Source organism: Myroides sp. A21, assembly GCF_000807225.1.
In the GTDB taxonomy this organism is placed as follows: Bacteria; Bacteroidota; Bacteroidia; order Flavobacteriales; family Flavobacteriaceae; genus Flavobacterium; species Flavobacterium odoratimimum.
Genome location: NZ_CP010327.1, coordinates 197,640 through 220,272 on the forward strand (window position 1 = coordinate 197,640; position 22,633 = coordinate 220,272).

General features: G+C 34.1%; 20 protein-coding genes and 5 tRNA genes. 5 read left to right on the forward strand and 20 right to left on the reverse strand.

The features are described from left to right. Positions 1-8: 8 nt before the first annotated feature. The 4 genes from MYRA21_RS00935 to argS form a co-directional block, all read right to left on the reverse strand. A complete protein-coding gene (locus tag MYRA21_RS00935; protein ID WP_006261788.1) occupies positions 9-1,670 on the reverse strand; it encodes an MBOAT family protein in 1,662 nt (553 codons plus the stop codon). Positions 1,671-1,674: 4 nt separating this feature from the next. Beyond that, a complete protein-coding gene (locus MYRA21_RS00940) occupies positions 1,675-3,105 on the reverse strand; it encodes a LysM peptidoglycan-binding domain-containing protein (RefSeq protein ID WP_039328318.1) in 1,431 nt (476 codons plus the stop codon). Then, positions 3,092-4,552 (reverse strand): membrane protein, encoded by a 1,461-nt coding sequence (locus tag MYRA21_RS00945; RefSeq protein ID WP_039328320.1) that lies wholly within the window; start codon positions 4,550-4,552, stop codon positions 3,092-3,094. Before MYRA21_RS00945 ends, MYRA21_RS00940 begins: the two co-directional genes overlap by 14 nt. A gap of 62 nt (positions 4,553-4,614) precedes the next feature. Then, positions 4,615-6,393: an arginine--tRNA ligase gene (gene argS / locus MYRA21_RS00950; RefSeq protein ID WP_039328322.1), complete on the reverse strand. Its 1,779-nt coding sequence runs from the start codon at positions 6,391-6,393 to the stop codon at positions 4,615-4,617. A gap of 409 nt (positions 6,394-6,802) precedes the next feature. Between argS and MYRA21_RS00955 the strand changes: the two genes are divergently transcribed. Next, positions 6,803-7,639, forward strand: a complete 837-nt coding sequence (locus MYRA21_RS00955) for an AraC family transcriptional regulator (RefSeq protein WP_039328323.1) — start codon at positions 6,803-6,805, stop codon at positions 7,637-7,639. Between the two features lie 88 nt (positions 7,640-7,727). Beyond that, positions 7,728-8,276: a YbhB/YbcL family Raf kinase inhibitor-like protein gene (locus MYRA21_RS00960; protein ID WP_039328324.1), complete on the forward strand. Its 549-nt coding sequence runs from the start codon at positions 7,728-7,730 to the stop codon at positions 8,274-8,276. Between the two features lie 80 nt (positions 8,277-8,356). Here the strand turns inward: MYRA21_RS00960 and MYRA21_RS00965 are convergent, their stop codons facing one another. The 5 genes from MYRA21_RS00965 to MYRA21_RS00990 form a co-directional block, all read right to left on the reverse strand. Continuing rightward, positions 8,357-9,619, reverse strand: a complete 1,263-nt coding sequence (locus tag MYRA21_RS00965) for a hypothetical protein (RefSeq protein WP_039328325.1) — start codon at positions 9,617-9,619, stop codon at positions 8,357-8,359. A gap of 62 nt (positions 9,620-9,681) precedes the next feature. Further along, positions 9,682-10,089, reverse strand: coding sequence for a hypothetical protein (locus MYRA21_RS19245; RefSeq protein WP_225600898.1), 408 nt, complete (start codon positions 10,087-10,089; stop codon positions 9,682-9,684). A 27-nt stretch (positions 10,090-10,116) separates the two neighbouring features. Continuing rightward, positions 10,117-10,506, reverse strand: coding sequence for a hypothetical protein (locus tag MYRA21_RS00980; RefSeq protein WP_039328326.1), 390 nt, complete (start codon positions 10,504-10,506; stop codon positions 10,117-10,119). 140 nt (positions 10,507-10,646) lie between these two features. Continuing rightward, positions 10,647-11,639, reverse strand: coding sequence for a DUF6266 family protein (locus tag MYRA21_RS00985; RefSeq protein ID WP_039328327.1), 993 nt, complete (start codon positions 11,637-11,639; stop codon positions 10,647-10,649). Positions 11,640-12,295: 656 nt separating this feature from the next. Next, a complete protein-coding gene (locus tag MYRA21_RS00990) occupies positions 12,296-13,189 on the reverse strand; it encodes an IS982 family transposase (RefSeq protein ID WP_039328328.1) in 894 nt (297 codons plus the stop codon). 177 nt (positions 13,190-13,366) lie between these two features. Between MYRA21_RS00990 and MYRA21_RS00995 the strand changes: the two genes are divergently transcribed. Together MYRA21_RS00995 and MYRA21_RS01000 are read left to right on the forward strand one after the other, a co-directional pair. After that, positions 13,367-13,720 carry a hypothetical protein gene (locus tag MYRA21_RS00995; protein WP_006260368.1) on the forward strand — a complete coding sequence of 118 codons (354 nt, stop codon included), beginning with the start codon at positions 13,367-13,369 and terminating at the stop codon, positions 13,718-13,720. Further along, the gene (locus MYRA21_RS01000) at positions 13,707-14,693 is read left to right on the forward strand and encodes a transposase (protein WP_039328333.1); all 987 of its coding nucleotides are present in this window, start codon (positions 13,707-13,709) and stop codon (positions 14,691-14,693) included. The genes MYRA21_RS00995 and MYRA21_RS01000 overlap by 14 nt, the downstream gene beginning before the upstream one ends. A gap of 123 nt (positions 14,694-14,816) precedes the next feature. On the opposite strand, the gene MYRA21_RS01005 is transcribed toward MYRA21_RS01000, so the two are convergent. The 10 genes from MYRA21_RS01005 to MYRA21_RS01050 form a co-directional block, all read right to left on the reverse strand. Continuing rightward, positions 14,817-14,891: transfer RNA gene (locus MYRA21_RS01005), tRNA-Val, on the reverse strand. 30 nt (positions 14,892-14,921) lie between these two features. Further along, a tRNA-Val gene (locus MYRA21_RS01010) sits at positions 14,922-14,996 on the reverse strand. Between the two features lie 30 nt (positions 14,997-15,026). Continuing rightward, positions 15,027-15,101, reverse strand: a tRNA-Val gene (locus MYRA21_RS01015). 30 nt (positions 15,102-15,131) lie between these two features. Continuing rightward, a tRNA-Val gene (locus MYRA21_RS01020) sits at positions 15,132-15,206 on the reverse strand. A 42-nt stretch (positions 15,207-15,248) separates the two neighbouring features. After that, positions 15,249-15,326, reverse strand: a tRNA-Val gene (locus tag MYRA21_RS01025). 92 nt (positions 15,327-15,418) lie between these two features. Further along, positions 15,419-16,636, reverse strand: coding sequence for a folylpolyglutamate synthase/dihydrofolate synthase family protein (locus MYRA21_RS01030; RefSeq protein WP_039328335.1), 1,218 nt, complete (start codon positions 16,634-16,636; stop codon positions 15,419-15,421). A 16-nt stretch (positions 16,637-16,652) separates the two neighbouring features. Next, a complete protein-coding gene (locus MYRA21_RS01035; protein WP_039328337.1) occupies positions 16,653-17,468 on the reverse strand; it encodes an energy transducer TonB in 816 nt (271 codons plus the stop codon). 2 nt (positions 17,469-17,470) lie between these two features. After that, entirely contained in the window at positions 17,471-17,866 is a 396-nt protein-coding gene (locus tag MYRA21_RS01040; RefSeq protein ID WP_006258674.1) for a biopolymer transporter ExbD, read from the reverse strand. Then, positions 17,866-18,585 carry a MotA/TolQ/ExbB proton channel family protein gene (locus tag MYRA21_RS01045; protein WP_006261801.1) on the reverse strand — a complete coding sequence of 240 codons (720 nt, stop codon included), beginning with the start codon at positions 18,583-18,585 and terminating at the stop codon, positions 17,866-17,868. The genes MYRA21_RS01040 and MYRA21_RS01045 overlap by 1 nt, the downstream gene beginning before the upstream one ends. A 346-nt stretch (positions 18,586-18,931) precedes the next feature. After that, positions 18,932-20,020 (reverse strand): anhydro-N-acetylmuramic acid kinase, encoded by a 1,089-nt coding sequence (locus MYRA21_RS01050; protein ID WP_006264331.1) that lies wholly within the window; start codon positions 20,018-20,020, stop codon positions 18,932-18,934. A 234-nt stretch (positions 20,021-20,254) separates the two neighbouring features. Between MYRA21_RS01050 and MYRA21_RS01055 the strand changes: the two genes are divergently transcribed. Beyond that, positions 20,255-21,394: an acyl-CoA dehydrogenase gene (locus MYRA21_RS01055; protein WP_006258677.1), complete on the forward strand. Its 1,140-nt coding sequence runs from the start codon at positions 20,255-20,257 to the stop codon at positions 21,392-21,394. A 60-nt stretch (positions 21,395-21,454) separates the two neighbouring features. Here MYRA21_RS01055 and MYRA21_RS01060 read toward each other — a convergent pair whose 3' ends face one another. Then, positions 21,455-22,270 carry a hypothetical protein gene (locus MYRA21_RS01060; protein WP_006258678.1) on the reverse strand — a complete coding sequence of 272 codons (816 nt, stop codon included), beginning with the start codon at positions 22,268-22,270 and terminating at the stop codon, positions 21,455-21,457. Positions 22,271-22,633 lie beyond the last annotated feature (363 nt).

Genomic DNA, 22,633 nt, shown 5'->3' on the forward strand with positions numbered 1-22,633 from the left:
AAATACTTTTAGAATTGGAAATAAATAAATGGTTGTGGTCCTGCTGTAGCAGTTGCATAAACAATCCAAAACACAAAGCCAAGTACTACTGCCTTTACAAACATTGGCGCAACATTAAACATCTGATGAGGCACTGCCATCCATGACTTAGGTATATAATGCCATACGAATCCAATACCGATCAACATAAACGCATTTTTATACCCCATAGCAATAGTAGTCCAAGCTTCCCAATCAAACTCTATACTTGCAATATTATTGATAACATTTAATGCGGTATCAAAAGAGGTCGCTCTAAAGAATATCCAACAAAACGTTACAAAGTTAAAGGTTAAGAATATAGAGAAAATTCTCCATAATAAGTGAGGTTTAACTCCTTTTGCTCTAGGAAACAGCTCCATGATAATCTTATGTATCGCTAAAGCAATACCGTGTAAGGCTCCCCACACAATAAAACGCAAACTAGCTCCATGCCATAACCCTCCTAATAACATAGTCGTTAATAGGTTAAAGTTAGTATACATATTTTTCTTTTTGTCTTTTGCTAACAAGAAGGTTAGGCCGAAAACAACAATAGATGCTACAGCTAGAATTAATGGAATAATACTTTCATTCATATAGTAAATCCCCCATCCTAAGATACCTGCAAAGAATAATCCTGGAAAGAAATATCCTCCGAAACTTCCTTTTCTATTTCCTCCTACTGATATGTACAAGAAATCTTTTAACCAAGTAGAAAGCGATATATGCCATCTTCTCCAGAATTCTGTAATAGACATAGACTGATAAGGTACATCAAAGTTAACTGGCAATCTATATCCCATCAACAATGCTATACCAATAGCCATGTCTGAATATCCTGAGAAGTCACAATAAATCTGAATAGCGTACCCATAAGATGCCATTAGATTTTCAAATGCTGTATAACTATTCGGAGCATCAAATACACGATCTACGAAGTTAATAGAGATATAATCAGAAATAACTGCTTTCTTCAATAACCCTCCGATGATTAATAACAACCCTTCATTCACATAATCTCTAGACACATAAATATTCTTATATATCTGTGGCAAGAAGTCTTTTGCACGAACGATAGGCCCCGCAACCAACTGTGGAAAGAACGAAATAAAGAATAAATAATCTAAAAAGTTCTTCGTTGGCTCTATCTCTTTTCTATAAATCTCTATAATATAACTAATAGATTGGAACGTAAAGAAAGAGATCCCTACAGGTAGTATAATATCATCTAAATGCAACTTCGTATTCGCAAAGAAATTAACTCCATCTAAAAAGAAGTTTGTGTACTTAAAGTAACCTAGTAACCCTAAGTTTACAACAATACTAATCGTTAAGAGTAGTTTCTTCTTCGCTGCATTCAAGGTATGATTAATAATATTAGCAAAATAGTAATCCATTAAAGAGGATCCTATCAAGATAATAAAATACATTCCACTAGACTTATAATAAAAGAATAGAGAGAATAAGGTCACATACAATAAACGAATGTGGAAGGTTTTTCTCATCAAGATATAGAAGAGGTAAAACACAATAAATATCCCTAAAAACAAACCTGAGTTAAACAACAAAGGCTCTTTAGGATTAAAAGTAAACCAATTGATTACTTGATCAATAGTTATACTTGGTATTTCAATATTAAATAGACTCATTTAATTAAAAAGCACTATTTTGTTTGACAAATTGGTTATAAGCATCGATAAGAGCCTCATAGAATAAATCTCCTGTATATTCATACCCTTTCACAGTATAGTGCACAAGATCTTTTGATAGCATTCCGTTCTCTCTTAAACTAGGCAAACCTAGCGTTGCTCCTAGATTATAATATAAATCCCAGATAGCATACTTCCCATCTATTCCATTAATGATTAATTCATTAGATAATTCTGCTGCTACAGTATTAGGCTTATCTTTAGAGAAATAAGATGGTGGAGGTGTAGTCAATAACACACTTGCATGAGGTGCTACTTTCTTTACCTTAGCTAAGAACATATTGACTTGCTCTTGAAAATCTCTTCCACTCATTCTATCAAAGGACTCATTAGTTCCCATAGATACAATTACTAAGTCTGGCTCTAATCCTCTAAGTTGCTTAAAGAACAAATCGTATTTAGTATAATCAGAGAACCTCGCCCCATTCACACCTATTGTATGATATAGTATTCCAGGTTTATCATTCTCTAATACTACACCATTTAGGTCATACGCTTCAGCCTGTTGATTAGAGTAGAAATAGATACGGTCTAGCTCTTCTCCTAACTCAAAGGTATAGAATACGTCATTCTTCTCCCCTGATAGCTCATTAAACATATTATTAGACACCACTACAGATTCCCTCTGCTTAGTAGGAATACTAAGCCTCTTACCCGCATGAATGGTATTCGTCTTCATATTATTCGCTTTCTTAATCTCAGTAATAGTAGTATTATACTTATTAGCGATAGCTCCTAGAGACTCTCCTCTTTTAATCTGATGAGAAATCTTCTTAGGGGCAGTTGATTCTAAGAAAACTTTTTGACTAGCCGTTCCTACATTAAACTCCTTTTTATTAGAAGGTGTAAAAACTTTCATGCGAGAAAAACCATATGAAGCATCACGTACACTAAGCTCTATGACAGCATTACTATTATTTGTAGACAGCGCTATTCCACTTAATCCTACTTGTGCATCTTTTACTGGAAATATGTTTCTGTAACTACTCCATTCTGCATTAGAAGAATACCTAACAAGAGAGTTACCATTCGTCTTAGCTAATTTATAAGGAAAGGCAAATCCCAATCCTCCATTTCCAAATCTATCTTGAAGTAAAGTTCTCATTCTTCCACTAAAAAAATCAGCTTGAATATGAGAATCACCTATATGAACAATGTTTATCTTCCCTTCCTTAGAACGAGTCATCTTCTGAACTTTCTCAAAGAAAGTTTTTAATTGTTCTGCGTAATAGATCTTATTTCCTATTCCTTCTTCATTCACATTTTCTACCTCTTCATCACTAAACTCATTAGTAAGAAGTGAATTAACCTGAGCAAAAGAACCAATATGAAATAAAATACCTACAACAAAAACAGCAATTTTATTCCTTTTCATTTTCTATTTTTTGTTTAGAACTATCTTCTCTTACAACAGTTTCTTTATCTGGTTGCTGAAGAGAATCTACTTTCTTAACAGGCACTTGTCCTGCGTGTTTCTTTTTATAATCTGTATACCCCTCTTCTAATCTAGCGAAGATCTTACCTGAGATATCAGAAGCTCCTCTATGATTAAAGTGTGTATAATCTTTATTCGCTTTTGCAGGTACCTCTTCTACCCATTTGACCATAGAACCATTTCCTCCCATAGCCTCGTATAGGTTAAAGAATCCAGCATGAGCTTCCATAGCATATTTTCTCTGTGCCTTCATCAGTGGTTCTACAGCAGCATCTGTCTTCATCACACCTTCTACTTTAGATGATTTATCCGCAGTAGATATTACTAGAATACTAGCATTAGGAAAACATTGTTTTAAATGTTTCACCATATTCCCCATCTTCCTTGTATACCATGAGTAATCTAGAGATCCGTAGTTTAAAACATTAGCTCCGTAATGTAGTACGATTAGACTATAATCTAAATTCTTTTGATACTTCTGCATTAAACTCACTTTAAACAACGATAGTGGCAATCCTGAATTACCTCTACTAGAGAAATTATCCACCTGTACTCCACCACCTGCACTAAAATCTACACCATATATCGGAATAGAATCAGCATGTTTAAATAGTAGTTTAACACCTTTAATATTACCATCAGCTATCTTCAGTTTATTTAATTCTGAACTGATGCTTAATTTCTTGACAATAGTATCTTTATTTATAATAACTGCTACTTCCCCTCTTTTATTATTAGAACTTCCATAATAAAGTGTTGGATTATAAAGCATTGTCATATTTTGCATCTTACCTGCTGTGTAACTCACCCAAGTAGGTTTAACTGTATCTTTCACGAAATACACCTGTCCTGATACCCCAAAAGGCTTCTGAGGTTTTTTGACGTTTAGGTAAGACTGCATCTTGAAGTTATTCGAATATTTATGGATAACAGATAATCTAGACTGTGCAGATTCCGACATAATAGGTACATAACCTACTCCCATACCTCCATATTTACTCTGGTAATTCTTACGCAGATCTTGTACGATTAAGTCTCCATCCGTCATCGAGTCTCCATAATAAGCTATACGAACACGTGCTCCTTTTTGTTGTTCTAAAGCATATAGTTTAGCAAAGAAATTCTCCAGATACGCCATTCCCTTAAAAGAACTAGATTCTTCATCACTAGTAAATACATCTTCTGGAACGATGATTACATTCTCATCATCTATTCCTGTTTTTTCAGTCTTTAGACTATCTTTAGTTACTAGCTTCTCTTTTTCTATGCCTTCTAGTGCTTCTAACATCAGACTATCCACTACAATATTACTTGTAGGAAGAGCTTCTTCACTAAATAACTTTTTAGGCAAATTCCCTTTAAAGAATAAAAAAAAGCCACTTGCCATTACTATAATGGCAAGTGACTGGTATAGGTATGATTTCTCTACTTTCACAAAAAAATATAAGATTACATTCGGTCTGGTACAGCGATTCCCAATAATGAGAACGCATCCTTAATCACCATTCCTACTTTTTCTGACAATTGTACTCTAAACGCTTTTAATACAGCATCTTCTTCTCCTAGAATAGATACCGTTTGATAAAAAGAGTTATACTCTCTTACTAATTCATATACATAATTAGCTATAAGAGCAGGGCTATGTGTACGAGCAGCATCCTGAATCACTACAGGGAACTCCTCTAATAACTTTAATAATTCTTTCTCTTTAGGATCTAATGTGATACCTTTTATTTCTGATGTATAATCGAAGTCTGCCTTTCTTAAGATAGATTGGATACGAGCATACGTATACTGAATAAACGGTCCTGTATTTCCTGCAAAATCAACTGATTCTTTAGGATTAAACATCATCCCTTTACGAGGATCTACTTTTAGGATAAAGTATTTTAATGCACCTAAGCCTATTGTAGTAAATAGCTGAGTACGCTCTTCTTCAGAGTACCCCTCTAGTTTACCTAATTCTTCTGAGATAGACTTAGCCGTGTCAGTCATTTCTTGGATTAGTTCATCTGCATCTACTACAGTTCCCTCTCTACTTTTCATCTTACCTGATGGTAACTCTACCATTCCATAAGATAAATGATATAAACTCTCAGCCCAGTCAAAACCAAGACGTTTAAGAATTAAAAACAGAACTTTAAAGTGATAATCTTGCTCATTACCTACAGTATATACCATACCTCCTACATCACCGAAATCATTCACACGCTGTATAGCTGTACCGATATCCTGTGTCATATATACAGAAGTACCGTCTCCACGAAGTACTAACTTCTCATCTAATCCTTCTTCTGATAAGTCTATCCATACAGAGTTATCCTCTTTTTTGAAGAATACTCCCTGCTCTAGACCTTTCTCTACCTCATCTTTACCTAATAAATAAGTATTGCTTTCGTAGTACACTTTATCGAAGTCTACTCCTAAGTTTTTATACGATACCGCAAAACCATCATAAACCCATTGATTCATTGTTTTCCACAATTCAATAACCTCAGGTTTATTATGTTCCCAATCTACAAGCATCTGTTTTGCTTCTTTAATGATTGGAGCTTCTTTCTTAGCTTCGTCTTCAGACATACCTTGAGCCATTAATTCTTTGATTTGGCTCTTGTACTCTACGTCAAACTTCACATAGTAGTTTCCTACTAACTTATCTCCCTTAAGTCCAGTAGATTCAGGAGTCTCTCCATTACCATACTTTTGCCAAGCCAACATAGACTTACAGATATGGATACCTCTATCGTTAATGATCTGTGTTTTATAAACTTTTTTACCAGAAGCCTTTAATATCTCCGCTACCGAATATCCTAATAAGTTATTTCTAACGTGACCTAAGTGAAGAGGTTTATTTGTATTAGGAGAAGAATATTCTACTAACACTGACTTATCACCAGGTGTAGGTGTCACATATCCGAAGTGCTCTTCACTGCGTATAGCATTAAAGAAATCGATATAGTAACTATCTGAAACTACTAAATTCAAAAATCCTTTTACTACATTAAACCGTTCTATTACAGAAGTATGCTCTACTAAGTACTCACCTATCTTAGTACCGATTTCTACTGGGTTTCCTTTTATCTGTCTTAGAAAAGGAAAGATAACTACAGTAATATCACCCTCAAACTCTTTTCTTGTCGCCTGATACTCAACTTTATCTACAGTAGCACCGTATAATTGTTGAATCGCCTTCTCTATCTGCGGAGTTAAAATCTGATTTAATGTCATTTTGATTAATTTAATTAAAGGAGCAAAGATAATTTATATTTCTTCATTTAAAGAAGAGTATAGAAGGAATTTAAACATTTCCTTTAGATTTTATTACCATTCCTCTCTTAAAAACAACTGTCTAAATTACAATATTCTATCTCAAAAAACAACCTACTCTCTTCTTTTAAAATAAACAAAAAATTGTTAATGCATCTAACAGCCTTATCAAAATTCTGCTTACAATATTCATAAAGTAACACCAATCTCCTCACTACTGCTTAAATAAAAAGTCCTCATAAATACAATTACACTCTCCCTTACAATTTACCCTCTTTTCTCTTCGCTTATTTTACTACATTTACCCTACCTATTAAAATCTATTTGTAATAGTGAAATAGAAAGACCTACATAGCCTAAAACAGATAGCATGAAAAGTATCCTTCTTCCCAATGACTTCATCACTGTTACCTCAGAACAGATAACTATATTTGATTATCATACTAGACAAGAGCTGTCTAAGCAACAAGTTATTTTAGATCAAAACACTTTTAGTTTTTTAGTTGAAGGAACAAAAGAAGTATGGTCTGACAACCATTTTGAAGCATTAGATAACTCCAAATTCATCCTTATGAAAGCTGGTCATTGTCTAATGACCAAAAAACTATCTAATACAGCTAATTACAGAAGTATTCTCTTGTTCTTTGACAATGAATTGATACTTAAATTTATCTCTAAATACAAGATAGAACTAGTAGAAAATAAAAGTACTCACTCTATCCATACTTTTAACTACGATAACTTCAGTAAGCACTTTGTAAAAAGTCTAATGGATATAGCTAAACTCTCCCCTTCTATCCAAAAGAGATTACTAAAGATAAAACTAGAAGAGATCATGCTATACCTCATTGAGGTCAATGGAACAGCATTTCTTCAATCCTTTATAACTAACAACAATAATAAAAGTTTAAAGTTCACACAGACAATAGAAAAGAACATCTTAAACAAACTCACTCTATCTGAGCTAGCCTTTCTGTGCAATATGAGTGTATCTACTTTCAAACGAGAATTTGAAAAACACTATGGCGACTCTCCTAGCAGATGGTTTCAAAACAGAAGATTAGAATATGCACATACCCTACTTACACAGCATGCAACTACTGCATCAGAAATCTACATAAAGGTAGGTTATGAGAATGTATCTAGCTTTATACAAGCATATAAATCCAAGTATAATATCACTCCTAAACAAAGTCAAAAACAATGAGCTTCTAGCAACATTTTTTGACCCAATCCCGCTAACTCCTACTATAGACCTTACTATAAATTTGCCCTAAACATTTAATCATAACTCAATGAAAATTGCAAATTTTATAATCGGTCTAGTACTAACACTATCGACTAGTGTTTTTGGACAGAATACCTTTACGCTATCAAGTAAAGATCTAGGTGGCGAAACAACTAAACAACACGAATTTAATGGTTTTGGATGCGATGGAGAGAATCAATCTCCTCAGCTATTTTGGCACAATGCCCCTAAAGACACCAAGAGCTTTGCCATCACGATGTATGATCCGGACGCACCTACGGGAAGTGGTTTTTGGCATTGGGTAGTCTTTGATATTCCTAGCAATATAAACGAACTAGTAACTGATGCAGGAAAAGTCAACTCTCCTCTATTACCTAAAGGTGCTATACAGAGCCTTACAGATTATGGAATAAAAGGTTTTGGTGGACCATGTCCTCCTGTAGATCATGGATATCACCAATACATCATAACAGTACATGCCCTTAAAACGGATAAACTAGGACTAGATGGAAATACTACTCCTGCCATTGTAGGTTTTAATTTATGGGCAAACACCATCGCAAAAGCGAGTATTATAGCGTACTATAAACGATAATACATATTTATAAATAAGCAAAACGACTCCTGATACACCAGAAGTCGCTTTGCTTATTTTTTTATTACAGAGTCCATCCACTAATAACTATTTTGCCACTCATAATACCCTCTCCATACATATTCATACACTTTCAAAATAGGTTCCCCATGAAAACTCTGTTGCCTATGATATTCATCATCTCCTTTAATAACCTCATCAAAACTAGGTGATATAATATACACCTTGACATTTGCTTGCTCTATTAAATTCAGATAGTACATCCAATTATCAATTAATTTTTTTGAACTATCCTTATCAGTAATAAATACTTTTTTATAAAGCTCTATATCACTAATACTCTCAGGAATATCGTCGATGATTAGAGTAACACTCTTTAGATCGTCCTTCCATTTCACAGCTAATTGCTGGGCAATATTACTAATTTCACCATCTTTATCTTTTTGAGGAAGCCCAAAGAAACTCAGTTCAGCATTTTTATTTTTCTCTTTTAGCTTAACAAACAGCTCTTTTATAGACTTTTTATCCCATTCTTTTTTTTCAAGCACTATACCTTGTGTCTCCATATTAGTATCTATATAGACATAAAAATCATTAAATACCAAATCATCAATATTTGCAACACTCTTATTAATTACCTCACTTTTACTTATTTGGAACTCTTTATAATCGTACGTAGTATCTTTATACGTTCTTAGGTCTACCGTTCTATAAGAAGTATATATCTGATCTATATACTGTCTACTTTCACCAGAAGAAAACATCTTCTCCATAGCTACCATACTTTTATAATCTTTCAGATAGGCAGGTCTTTTTTGTGTATAATCTAAATTCGACAAGTCCATTGTCGTAAAGCTATGTTTAACCTCTTCTTCTTTCAAAAACAACTTCTTAACGCCTTCATCATACTCTTCTTTAGATATAGGTAAGTACTTAAATACAAAATCTTTAGTAGGCTGAGATGTACCTACATAGTGAAACGTTATCATAAGAGTATCATTCTTTAACTGAACTTTATAAATACTATCTAATAAAGAACGTCCATCATTATATGTAGCTCCTGTAAAACTCTTAAAATTCTCCAATGATTCCCTCGTTTTTATTGGAAAATCAGTAATTACATCACCATCTTCTATTTTTAGATATGGAACTACCTCAGCGATAAACTCCATATACCCTAATGCAACTCCAAACATTAGGCTATTATCTACTTTACTAAAAGAAACAGCCTTATAATGACCATCTTTAGGTGGTTGACTACATCCTAAGAAACAACAAAACACTAAACTTATTAATAAAACATTACTAAATCTTCTAAAGATATTGTCTCCATTTTTAAACATACTGCTTCTATTTTTAAACATAACAAGCTATTACTTCTATTTTATTTACCAACACTACCATCTTATCTACCTCCCATCACCCTAGCTAATACTCTACCTAAAGTTTTTTCAAAGCCTTTGCGAACTACTTCTGCTCTTTCTTTTTTATCTAACCAACCTGTCATCTCTTTATTAAATGCTCGTTTAGAAGGAACTCTCACATACACCTTCTCTGCTTCCTCTAGATTCTTATCCATCATAGACCTTCTTACACTATACATCTCTTCATATCTATCTCTCACAGATAACTTCTGTTTAGCCTTAAAGTTTGCATAGAACCTCACATCTGCATGTATTAAATACAGCTCGGGACTTCCCTCTAAATAAATTATAGATGCAGGACTCGCAAAGTGAATCGTAGATAGGACTGACTGTCCATATATACAAGGCATTCCTAGTAAAATCAACAAATAAATATACACTTTACCCATAATCTAGCGATATTAAAACACCTATAATTAGGGTAATATTCCGATAAGAAGATCGAGAAATAGGTTCTGTAAAAAGGATAAATCCTGATCGTACTCTCTTACATACCCTTTATCTGGAGACACATCCACAGCTACTCCGTTATTAAACTTAACATTCCTATTCAATAAACGATATTTATTGTACATCAGTTCTTCTAGCTCATATTTCTCTTCATATCTATTCGTCTTAGTAGAAGTATGCTTCATTTTAAAATTAGTAAAAAACCTCACCTGAGCATCCTCTAAATACATTTTAGGATTACTGTTGAGATAAAGTATAGAGGCAGAACTAGTAAAACTAGGCTCAGACAGAACAGCCTGCCCATATATACAAGGCATCCCAATCAGTAATAATAGATATAAATACATACACTTCATAACTCAAAAATAAGACTCTTTATTTAATAAAAACTGTCAAAATATTTCATTATCTCACCAAATATTATTTCTGAGATAGATTACATCTTGATAACATCAGTGAAAACACTTAACTCATCACAAATCACAAAAACGGACTCTTAATCAGAATTCTGTGAAGGAGGTATCGCTTCTAGTATAGACCGAGGTGCTTCTCCTGTGTTTTCATCTAGAGGTGCTACTTCCTTATCCCTTCTCTTCTCACTTCCATAGAAGCCAGGTGGAGCCCACTTCTTCTTAGATGTATTCTCTGTTAGCCCAACTTTCTCAGGCTCTTTATGCTGTTCTATATCTAGTGATTCTTTCTCTTTTACATCTCCTCTTTTAGTAGACACACTTAACTTTATCACCTCTCTTTTCTCAGCTACTAGCTCTTCATTCTCTATCTCCTGTTCCCTGTTACCTGCTTGTAGTTCTCTTTCCTCAGTGTGCTGCTCACTATACTCTCCTAACTGTGTTATCCCGTGATACGCACTTGTGCTGATTACTCTATCATCTGCTGATTTCCACACACTCCAGAAATGAACCTTCCCTACTTTCCACTCCTTAGGTAAATCAAAGTGAACATATCTGTCCTCCCTCTTCCCGATTGCACTTATCTCTGCTACTAGATCTAGCGATTCGCTATAGGCTATAATAGATAATCTATCCGTATTCTTCGTCAGTACATTTGTGATACTATTATCCCATTGCACCTTTATACGTCCTGTCTTCAGTTGATTTATTTTCTTTATTACTGCAGGTGGTAGTGGCCCCATCGACACTAGTACCTTCGCGATATCAATGCACGGTTCGCCTTCTACCTTAACGATTCCTTCTTTCATCAGCATAGAGATCAGTTGCTCTTTTCCTGTCGCCATTTTATTATTCAATAGAGCCTGTGGGTAATGCTCATTTACAAAGTCTTTAAACTTACTCACAAAGCTAGATACTACCCCTAGTTTACTTCGTTGAAGTACTTGAGCCTCTGTAGCTAGTTTATGAGACTTACAAGGCTTAGAACGTATAAAATAACGTCCTCTCCACATAAATCCTACTACTGTGCCCACAGTACCATGTACACCTCCTAATATTCCATCTTTTATCTCAGCCATGATTAATACTGTTTAGTTGTGATATTATTAGTTTGTCAAGGCTAATTACAATTGTCTTGAACCTTTCTCTAGTTATCTTCTCTCTATTTTTCTTATCACAAGATATAAAAAACAGAAACACAACTATTTAACTAATCAAATAGCTTTTAAAAAAGGATCTACACTATTTATCATGTATAAACCTCAATAAACTTTCGAAATAACAATTAACAAATAATTCTTTTCGACAGATTAATATTCATGCTAACTCTAGCTACACTTTTACTTCTAGAACAACACTCTATCAATACAAGAAGTATTCGTCGACTACTAATTCTCTAGTCCACTATTTATGGACTATACTCCACGGATTGTCGAGGGACTAAAGGAAAACATAGACTTACGAAGGGGTAGAGCGAGGTATATGTAAAACAAAACAAGAACACTAAAAAACGTATAGCATTGAAAAAACAATTCAATAAACAAAAAAGAGGTACAAAAAAAGTGTAGTTGTTTTTTACCTTTCTCTCATACAAAAGACAATCTCAATAGAATAGCTATTCCTAAAGGTTATATAGCTCTACGAAGAAGATAATAATAAAAAAGGAAGTCTATATTTTTCTAAGCAAGCAGACTTTAAAAGAAGATTACTGATATGATTAATAACCTGAGTTCGATTATAACAAGGCTAATTGATTAGTTATTACTTTCTCATATCTAATGGCAGGTTTCTTAGGCAAGAAATGATATGCAATAATTCCAGCGATAAGGTTAGTAAAGAAGTTAATAGGTGATCTATGTCTAGAGTGTTCTACCTGACATACATTTTTTAATTCATCGTTAACAGTTTCAATTACTGATCTTTTTCTAAGTAGTATTTTATCAGACATACTCATAAGGGAGTTCTTCATATTATTTCTTATACTGGTAATTAATTCTATTCCATCTAGAAACAGTAATTCAGCAAGCTCAGCGCCAATATATCCCTTATCACCGAATAGTTTTCCAAAGATATTATTTAAGAATCCTTCATTTTTTAAAGGATCCCGGTCATTTACATTAGCTTGAGTGATGGCAAAGCTTAAGATTTCTCCTTTATCATTAATAATGATGTGAAGTTTAAAACCATGGAACCAACCAATAGTTGACTTACCAGTTGTTGCTATATTTTTAAAAACCTTGTTTCTATTAATTCTTTTAGTTTTACAAACCTGAATTGGAGTAGAATCTACAAAAGAAATGCCTGTACACTTGCCTAAACAACATGTTTTAGCAAAAATAGTCATGGGCATAATCACTGATTGCATCAACTCTACAAAACGATTATAAGAAACAGTATTAGGAAATTCTTTAGTCATATGTTTTTGAACATAATAAATATAAAAATGCTTAAAACAACGAAAACCACTTAAATGAAATAGAAGATAAATGGTGATTACTTCAGATTTAGACATTCTAGGTGGGCGTTTTGAAGGGCTCCCTAAAAGAAATGATTTAGTAGAATTTTCAAAATCTTTGCAGAACTCATCTACAATACAAAAAATATCAGTAATTTTATCGAAACAAATCATAGGTAAAAATCTTTTATATATTTAAATTTCAGATACTTAAATATACGGATTTTTACCTTTTTTTATGCATTAATATTAATCGAACTCAGGTTTTTTAAATTGAATATAAAGTTATGAACTCATAAGGGATCAACGTTAAAAGTTGGGGAGGAAAGTGTAAAATAATATCTTTGTGCTATGATGGATAGCCAAGAAATACTAAAACTAATCTTACCTACTTACTTAGTAGAACACTTCAATATTACTAAAGTAGAAGAATTAGAGACCAAACTACATATCTACTTTGAAGAGAAGAATGATTACGGAAATCAATGTGCTGAAAGACAGCTTATTTCTAAAGGTTTCCATAGTATGATTACTATTGAAGACTTCCCGTTACGAGGTAAATCAGTTAAACTACACGTACAACGTCGTCGTTGGACAGATAAACAAACAGGAGAAATTATATCACGTGATTGGAATATCATCGCAGAAGGAACACGAATGACTACAGAGTTTTCGGAGTTCTTAAAAAAAATTGGCCGATACTAAAGTACTTAGCTGTAAGGCTATTGGTGAATTATTTGGAGTTAAAGGTGAAAAGTTTCAACGCCAATACAAACATAAAACTAGTGGTTTCAAACAATGGGATCAACAAGAACATGCACAAGACTGGCTACTCTATCCAGAAAATATAACTGAACAACTGTCCATAGATGAAGTATGTTTATCTATGAGAGAATTGTACACTATACTGACTTCTAAAGCAGGTAAAGGTCAGAAAAAGACCATTGTAGCGATAGTTAAAGGAACAAAATCAGATACTGTAATAAAGCATCTATCTAAACTACCTAAAAAATTTAGAAATAAAGTTACCGAGATTACTTTAGATATGGCAGGGGCTATGAAACAGATAGCTAAGAAGTGCTTCCCTAAAGCTGTGCAAGTAATTGATCGTTTTCATGTACAAAAGCTTGTAAGTGAAGCTGTACAAGATATTAGAATAAAATATAGATGGGCTGAGCTTGACGCTGAGAACACTGCTGTTTTAAAGGCTAAGGAAGAAGGCGTTATATATAATCCTGAAATACTTACTAATGGGGATACTAAGAAGCAACTTTTAGTTCGCTCACGTTCTCTACTTTATAAAAACCAAATTAATTGGACATCTGATCAACAAGAAAGAGCTAAGGTACTATTTGAATTATACCCAGAGATCAAACAAGCCTATCTACTTGCTAATAACCTTAGACAGATATATAATCTACAAATAGATAAAGAAATAGCTATGACTAAGCTAGCTCATTGGTTTAATGATATTGAAAAAGCTTCACTCAAACACTTTAGTACTGTTTTAAAGACTTTTAATGTACACTATAACGAAATCATCAATTACTTTATTAATAGAAGTACAAATGCTTCTGCGGAATCATTTAATGCCAAAATTAAATACTTCCGTATGATGTATAGAGGTGTTAGGGATAAGAAGTTTTTTCTTTTTAGATTAACTAGACTTTTTGCCTAGTCCCCAAATTTTGTCACTGATCCCTCATAAGAGTGGTACAGTATGGTAATCCCTAAAAACGATAGAACAGTAAACACATTAGGTCAAAAAAAAAAGCTTCACTGTATAGTGAAGCTTAGGATGTGGGCGATGAGGGATTCGAACCCCCGACCCTCTCGGTGTAAACGAGATGCTCTGAACCAACTGAGCTAATCGCCCAAAATATTACTTTTAAACAAACTTGTCTTGTGGGCGATGAGGGATTCGAACCCCCGACCCCCTCGGTGTAAACGAGGTGCTCTGAACCAACTGAGCTAATCGCCCAAAAATGTTTTAAATAACTTGGTGTTATTGTGGGCGATGAGGGATTCGAACCCCCGACCCCCTCGGTGTAAACGAGGTGCTCTGAACCAACTGAGCTAATCGCCCAAAAGAATTTTAAATAACTAGGTATTGTTGTGGGCGATGAGGGATTCGAACCCCCGACCCTCTCGGTGTAAACGAGATGCTCTGAACCAACTGAGCTAATCGCCCTAAGTATTTAAACAATTTTGGATAAAAACAATATTTTGAAAATGGTGGGCGATGAGGGATTCGAACCCCCGACCCCCTCGGTGTAAACGAGGTGCTCTGAACCAACTGAGCTAATCGCCCATTTCCTTTTTAAGAACGTGTAATCGTTTGTTGATTACGGGTGCAAATATACGACTGTGATTTTACTTTGCAAGCTTTTTTGAATATTTTTTTTATAAAATTTCAGCTACCACAAATGTGCTCCCCCCTATATATATCAAGTCCTCAGCACCTGCTGTCTCCTTCGCTTTTGCGTAAGCATTTGGTATTGAACTACAAACCTCTCCCATCAAACCAAACTCTCTCGCTTTAGTAGCTAAAATCTCAGGTTCTAGCCCGCGTAAATTATCTGGTTTAGCAAAAAAATATTTTGCTTCTTTGGGCAATAAAAGAAGGATAGAATCTAAATCTTTATCATTCACTACACCAAAAACAACATACAAATTGCGGTAATTTTCATGTTTTAGCTGATTCATCACGATAGTTAATCCGTGAGAATTATGTGCTGTGTCTGTAATTATCTTCGGATTCTGACCTAAAACTTGCCATCTACCTAATAATTTTGTGTTCGAGACCACATGAAGAAGCCCTTCTACTTCGGCTTTTTCTGTTATATGGAATGATTTTCTTAGTAATTCTATCGCTTGTCTTACAGTTCGGATATTAGATTTCTGATAATCTCCTTTTAAATCTGAGACTAATGCGTTGTCTATATAGGTATCTTGAGCAAAATAGATATCTGCAGACATCTCTTTTGCCTTACTTATAAATACAGGTTGTGTATGCTCATTATACTCTCCTATCACTACAGGTACACCTTTCTTTATAATACCTGCTTTCTCACCTGCTATAGCTTCAAGTGTATCTCCTAAGAATGCTGTGTGATCCTTACCTATATTAGTAATCACAGAAATCAATGGATGTATAACATTAGTCGCATCTAGACGACCTCCCATTCCCACTTCGATTACAGCTACATCTACTTGCTCCTGTTTAAAGTATTCAAAGCACATACCTACTGTCATCTCAAAAAAGCTCAGCGAATTCTCTTCAAAAAAGGGTTTGTTACGTCCAATAAAGTCGATTACAAAAGATTCTGATATCTCTACCCCATTGATCTTGATACGCTCTCTAAAGTCCTTTAGGTGCGGAGAAGTATACAACCCTACCTTATATCCTGCTTCTTGTAGAATAGAAGCAATCATAGAAGAGGTAGACCCCTTTCCATTAGTACCTGCTATATGTATCGTCTTCAGGCTATCTTGAGGATTTCCTAAATGATTAATTAGTTTTATTGTATTGGATAAATCTGCTTTATAAGCTATTGCCCCTTTTTGTTGATACATTGGCAATTGATTAAACATCCATTCTAAAGTTTCTTGATAATTCATATTCAAAAAAATAGGACTACTGTCCTACTTTAAAATTAATAACTATAAATCCGACTTGAATATTCGGTGCGTTGTCATCTGCTTTCCATCTAAATGTCTTGGCAGTAGCAATAGCTGCATCTGTAAGACATTTAGCAGAGTTCGTTGTCCCTTTAGTGTGTTGTGCAGATACGACCTTTCCGCTCTTATCTACTCTTATCTCCACCACTACAGTTCCTACCTCATTACATTCAGGCACTACTTGTCCTCTATTGGCTAATGCACGTCCATTCAGTCCCCAGCTAGTACCGTTACCACTACCATTCCCCTTACCGCTACCATAAGTAGAGTTAGAGTACATATCTCCACCTAGCTTTCCTTGATCTCCTCCTTTAGTAGAGTTCCCTTGTCCTTCAGACTTTTCTCCAGCTGTCTTTGGCCCATTAATAAGGCTAGCTAGCGCATCAGTTGTACTTTGACTAGGTTTTGGGTCAGGTTTAGGTTTGACAACTTCTTTTTTAGGTTCTTCCTTAGCTTTTGGCTTATCCTCCGTTTTTTTTACTACAGGAACATCTACCTTATTTTGGGTAACAACAGGCTCAGCTGTTGTCTCAACAGGAGTAGCTACTTCAGGCTCTGGTTCCATAGCGATAGGTTCTGTCGGCTGTACATCTCCTTTCCCTACTTCACTATTCCCAAAGTTAATAGCAATCTCACCACCTAATAAATAAGGTTCTTTTTCCTGAACAGGAGTTATAATTTTATAAAAGAAAAACAACAAAAAAAGAAGCACAAAAACTGTTGAAGTAATTGCAAAAGCCTTTTTTTCACTTTCTGTTTGTAATATCTTCATACCTACTTTGGTTCCACTGCTAATACAATCTTATAATTATTGCGATAAGCAATATCCATCACAAATACTGCATCCTCTACAGGTACACCTTTAGCGACATGCAATACTACATTAGGATTCTCTATTGTATTTAATTTATTTTTCAGTCCCTCTTCTAGTTCTTCAGGCATCACTTTTTGTTCATTGATATAATAGCTAGACTGGTCATCTACACTCACAGCTACAGTCTCTACTACATCAGCTTTACCATCAGAATTAGGAAGTATTAAATCTAGTGCATTAGTACTCGTCATCGTAGTAATGGCTACCATAAAAAATATAAGCAATAAGAATACGATGTCGGTCATAGACGACATATTAAACTCTGCAGATACTTTATTTCTACCTCTTATATTCATTATGCTGGATCATTTAATAGGTCTAAAAACTCTACTGCATTTGCCTCTAACTGATGTACAATCTTATCTATCTTACTTACAAGGTGATTATACCCTACATAAGATATAATTCCTACAATCAATCCAAATACTGTAGTCATCATCGCTGTATAAATCCCCTCTGATAATACACTCATATCTATACGAGCAGAGCTAGCTGTAGACATCTCATGGAATGCCATCACCATTCCTACTACAGTTCCTAAGAATCCTGTCATAGGTCCTGCTCCAGATAATGTTGCTAACAGATTAATGTTTTTCTCCATCTTATACACTTCTAACTTCCCTGCATTCTCTATCGCAATATTAATATCCTGAAGCGGTTTCCCTATTCTAGATATACCTTTTCCGATTAGGTGAGATACAGGTGTATCAGTATTTGCACATAATAGTTTAGCTTGATCTATCTTTCCTTGAGATAAGAACATTTTTATCTGAGCCATAAAATTATCATCTATCTTAGACGCATTTTTAATAGCAAAGAAGCGCTCTAAATACAAATACAAAGCCAAGAATAGCATGATAAAAATAATGATCATAATAGCCTGCCCTATTGGCCCACCACTAAAGATAATTTCGCTAAGAGCTAGTTCTTTTTTAACGGCTGCTTCTCCAGCTTCTGCTGCATTAGCTAATTTCTGTGCTACTGCTGTTGTATCCACTTGTAAGAAATGAAACATAAATAATTTGAGTTTTAAAATTTTAAAAGTCTTTTTCTGTTGTTCTATATTGTGCAAAATCGATATAGATTATTCTCATTCTATAATCTCATTTACTTCATGATAACGAAAAAAAATGAGATTTAATATTCAAAATATCAAAAAAAGTGAGATTTTGTCTTTATAATCGTTTGCCATTATAGTTCAAAATGAGTTCAAAGATAAAATGTTTTGTATGTATAATTATACATAAACGCTATATTCTTTATATAACATTCATGCTAGTCATTATCCCAGCTAGTTCACCTACTAATTAATACACTCGTATACAATACCATGCAAACATAATCTTCCTCTTCTGAATAAGCTAATTTACCTGTGTATATACCTCGTGTATTCTACCTGAGCTATGATCATACTTGGCTCCAGTAACACTAGCTAAGACATTCACTTCATCTCTCAATTTTAGCACTCCTAGTAAACCAAATATAATTGCTTCTTTATAGTCAATCACTTCATCAGAAGGTCTTTCAAACAAAACGCCCTTCGCATGTGCCTTAATCCTACTAACTAAATAATCATTTTTAGCTCCTCCTCCTGTTACTAATACACGCTGTCCTTCTTTTATACCGATCCCTGCTGCAATTTGAATAGCAATATGCTCTACTAGCGTAGCTAAATAATCTTCTACAGATAAGGTGTATTTATTAAGAATGGGTTTTATATAAGCATTTAAGAACTCTATCCCCAATGATTTAGGCGCAGACTGCTTATAGAAATCAAGTGCATTTAATTCTCTTAGCAGGTCTTCATTAATCGTTCCTTCTGAGGCAAGCATTCCTTTATCGTCATACTCTAAGCCAAGTTTGGCCACTTGTTCGTTAAGCAAGGTATTCACTGCGCTAATATCATAGGCTAATCTATAATTAAGCCTTCCTTCAAAAGAAATATTAGCAAATCCTCCAAGATTAAGACAAGCTTCGTATTCATTAAATAACAAGCGATCTCCTATAGGCACTAAAGGTGCTCCCTGTCCACCTAACAGAACATCTTGTACCCTAAAGTCACATATCACCTTCTGCTGTATTAAGTCAGCTAGTATAGGCATATTCCCTATCTGTAAGGTATAGCCTAGCTCAGGCTTATGAAAGATAGTATGCCCGTGTGAGCATACAGCATCTATATCCTCTATCGTTTTATCTTTAATGAATTGATTAATCACAGTGGCTAAATAGGTGGTATAGCGTACATCTAATATTTCTATTTGTTTACTATCAAGATCGATTGCATTCTTTAATTGTTCTTTCCACTGAGCACTATAAGCGACAGTATCAGTACAGTGAACCTCAAAACTCCACTTACCACTTTCACAATTAAAAGTGATATAAGCCAGGTCTATTCCATCTAATGAAGTACCTGACATAACTCCGATGATATTATATTGGTATTTATTCATAGTATAAAGATTGGTTTTTTACTATAATCTACAAAAGTTTAAGTACAATATTCATTACATTATTCACTTATCAATACAGGTTCTTTAAAATAACAAACATTGTTTCGTCCAAAAATAAATTATAATCATTTTATGCATCAAATTTAAACAGAATCTAAATTGAATAATTGTTTTAAATCAATTATATTTGAGAGCTACAAAAATTAGAACAACTAAAAAATTAAGAGACTATAAATGGATTTTAAATTTACAGAAGAGCAATTGATGATTCAGCAAGCTGCTCGCGACTTTGCTCAAACAGAATTATTACCAGGTGTAATTGAAAGAGATGAACATTCTAAATTCCCAACAGAACAAGTTAAAAAACTTGGTGAATTAGGATTCTTAGGAATGATGGTAGATCCTAAATACGGAGGTAGCGGATTAGACAGCGTATCTTATGTATTAGCTATGGAAGAAATTGCAAAAGTAGATGCTTCTGCTGCTGTAGTTATGTCAGTAAATAACTCATTAGTATGTGCTGGTTTAGAAAAATATGCTAGTGAAGAACAAAAACAAAAATACCTAGTACCTCTAGCTTCAGGACAAGTAATCGGTGCATTCTGTTTATCAGAGCCAGAAGCAGGTTCAGATGCTACATCTCAAAAAACTACTGCTGTAGATATGGGAGATCACTATGTACTAAACGGTACTAAAAACTGGATCACGAATGGTAGTACAGCGGACTACTATATCGTAATCGCTCAAACTGATGTAGAGAAAAAACACAAAGGAATCAATGCTTTCATCGTTGAAAAAGGATGGGCTGGTTTTGAAATCGGAGCTAAAGAACAAAAAATGGGAATCAGAGGATCTGATACACATTCATTAATGTTCACAGACGTAAAGGTTCCTAAAGAAAATAGAATCGGAGAAGACGGATTCGGATTTGCATTTGCAATGAATGTATTAAACGGAGGACGTATCGGTATCGCTTCTCAAGCATTAGGTATCGCTCAAGGTGCTTACGAATTAGCATTAAAATACTCTAAAGAGCGCAAAGCTTTTGGTACTGAAATTATCAACCACCAAGCAGTTGCATTTAAATTAGCTGATATGGCTACTCAAATCACTGCTGCTAGAATGCTTTGCTTCAAAGCTGCTGCTGAGAAAGATGCAGGTCAAGATATTTCATTATCTGGTGCTATGGCTAAGTTATTCGCTTCTAAAACAGCAATGGATACAACTATTGAAGCTGTACAAATCCACGGAGGTAATGGATATGTAAGAGAATATCACGTAGAAAGAATGATGCGTGATGCTAAGATCACTCAAATCTATGAAGGTACTTCTGAGATTCAAAAGATCGTTATTTCTAGAGCTATTGCTAAATAAGCATTACTCAATCCTTATAAAAAAGGCTATTAACCACTTGTGTTAATAGCCTTTTCTTATTTATTGTACATTGACCTTGATGGGTAATTTAAATGTTGTCGGGACACGCCTGCCATTCTGAGAAGCAGGTTGCCACTGAGGCATTGTTTGAAATACAGCTATAATATTTCTCTTTAAATAAGGTGGTAGATATCCTTGTATACTCTGAATAACAATATCAGAGAATGTACCATCTATATCTACTGTAAAGTTCACATTAAAACGATACTGCTCACCTTGATTTAAATAATGATCTAAATTAAGTTTATTAATCATATTTGCTCTAAAAGCCTCTTCCCCTTCATATGGACTTGCTTCTATTATCAAAGAAAAAAAAGGTTTACCATACTCTTCCTCCATGTATTCAATATTAGTATCCGCACTGTTAGAACTAACTTCTTCACCAGAAGCTGTAATTATTTCTTTCTCAGGACTAACAGTTATATCAGTAATACTAGTATCATATTCTATAATATCCCCTCCTACTACTCCTACTTGTGTAATATCAGCTGGCATTTGGTTGTTAAACCTAACTCTTGGACCTTCAAAATAGTTTCCTAAAGGAATTTCTTCTACAGGTACATAGTCAATTATAGGACTTGTTAATAGATAATAAGCTTCGACAGTGTTAGCTAAGTCATTATTACTATCTGAGAGAGGAAGTAAGGGACAAAATACAATAGTTTCATCTTTTCTATTAGAATCAGAAGTAAACAAATAAGAACTACCAATAACACCTAGACATAAGAATACACTTACTCCTAAAGCAAACAACATGATTTTAGCATCACTTTGTTTGGGATGAAAAGGGCTATAATATAATTTTACCGTACTCATAATCTTCTACTTACGTTATGTAAAAATAGCGTTTTTAAGATTAACAAATACCTTATAAGCAAAAAAAGACCTACTGTAAATAGTAAGTCTTTGTTTAAAACGTATTAAACATTGATTCGTGAGAATTTTCTTTTCTCTTTTTCATATAATTTAATCTGTACGATTCTACTTAAAGGGCAATAAACACCGCTAATCACCTAAACCAAAAATACAAACAAAAAGTTAAATACAAAACAAAAAACAACATTAATACCAAAAAAGATATACTTAAACAAAAACAGTTAAAAATAAACTTTAGCAAAGACTATTGCTTTTAACACAATCATTGAACTCTCTTTTGTAATTTTACACCAAACTTTATCT

Bases quoted from the DNA above. Each gene is read 5' to 3' on its own strand.
- MYRA21_RS01040 (WP_006258674.1), bottom strand. From the start codon at position 17,866: ATGAATATAAGAGGTAGAAATAAAGTATCTGCAGAGTTTAATATGTCG.
- MYRA21_RS00985 (WP_039328327.1), bottom strand. From the start codon at position 11,639: ATGGCTGAGATAAAAGATGGAATATTAGGAGGTGTACATGGTACTGTG.
- MYRA21_RS19245 (WP_225600898.1), bottom strand. From the start codon at position 10,089: ATGGGTAAAGTGTATATTTATTTGTTGATTTTACTAGGAATGCCTTGT.
- MYRA21_RS00990 (WP_039328328.1), bottom strand. From the start codon at position 13,189: ATGATTTGTTTCGATAAAATTACTGATATTTTTTGTATTGTAGATGAG.
- argS (WP_039328322.1), bottom strand. From the start codon at position 6,393: ATGACATTAAATCAGATTTTAACTCCGCAGATAGAGAAGGCGATTCAA.
- MYRA21_RS00995 (WP_006260368.1), top strand. From the start codon at position 13,367: ATGATGGATAGCCAAGAAATACTAAAACTAATCTTACCTACTTACTTA.
- MYRA21_RS00945 (WP_039328320.1), bottom strand. From the start codon at position 4,552: ATGGCAAGTGGCTTTTTTTTATTCTTTAAAGGGAATTTGCCTAAAAAG.
- MYRA21_RS00955 (WP_039328323.1), top strand. From the start codon at position 6,803: ATGAAAAGTATCCTTCTTCCCAATGACTTCATCACTGTTACCTCAGAA.
- MYRA21_RS01035 (WP_039328337.1), bottom strand. From the start codon at position 17,468: ATGAAGATATTACAAACAGAAAGTGAAAAAAAGGCTTTTGCAATTACT.
- MYRA21_RS01050 (WP_006264331.1), bottom strand. From the start codon at position 20,020: ATGAATAAATACCAATATAATATCATCGGAGTTATGTCAGGTACTTCA.
- MYRA21_RS00980 (WP_039328326.1), bottom strand. From the start codon at position 10,506: ATGAAGTGTATGTATTTATATCTATTATTACTGATTGGGATGCCTTGT.
- MYRA21_RS00965 (WP_039328325.1), bottom strand. From the start codon at position 9,619: ATGTTTAAAAATGGAGACAATATCTTTAGAAGATTTAGTAATGTTTTA.
- MYRA21_RS01060 (WP_006258678.1), bottom strand. From the start codon at position 22,270: ATGAGTACGGTAAAATTATATTATAGCCCTTTTCATCCCAAACAAAGT.
- MYRA21_RS01045 (WP_006261801.1), bottom strand. From the start codon at position 18,585: ATGTTTCATTTCTTACAAGTGGATACAACAGCAGTAGCACAGAAATTA.
- MYRA21_RS01055 (WP_006258677.1), top strand. From the start codon at position 20,255: ATGGATTTTAAATTTACAGAAGAGCAATTGATGATTCAGCAAGCTGCT.
- MYRA21_RS01030 (WP_039328335.1), bottom strand. From the start codon at position 16,636: ATGAATTATCAAGAAACTTTAGAATGGATGTTTAATCAATTGCCAATG.
- MYRA21_RS00960 (WP_039328324.1), top strand. From the start codon at position 7,728: ATGAAAATTGCAAATTTTATAATCGGTCTAGTACTAACACTATCGACT.
- MYRA21_RS00940 (WP_039328318.1), bottom strand. From the start codon at position 3,105: ATGAAAAGGAATAAAATTGCTGTTTTTGTTGTAGGTATTTTATTTCAT.
- MYRA21_RS00935 (WP_006261788.1), bottom strand. From the start codon at position 1,670: ATGAGTCTATTTAATATTGAAATACCAAGTATAACTATTGATCAAGTA.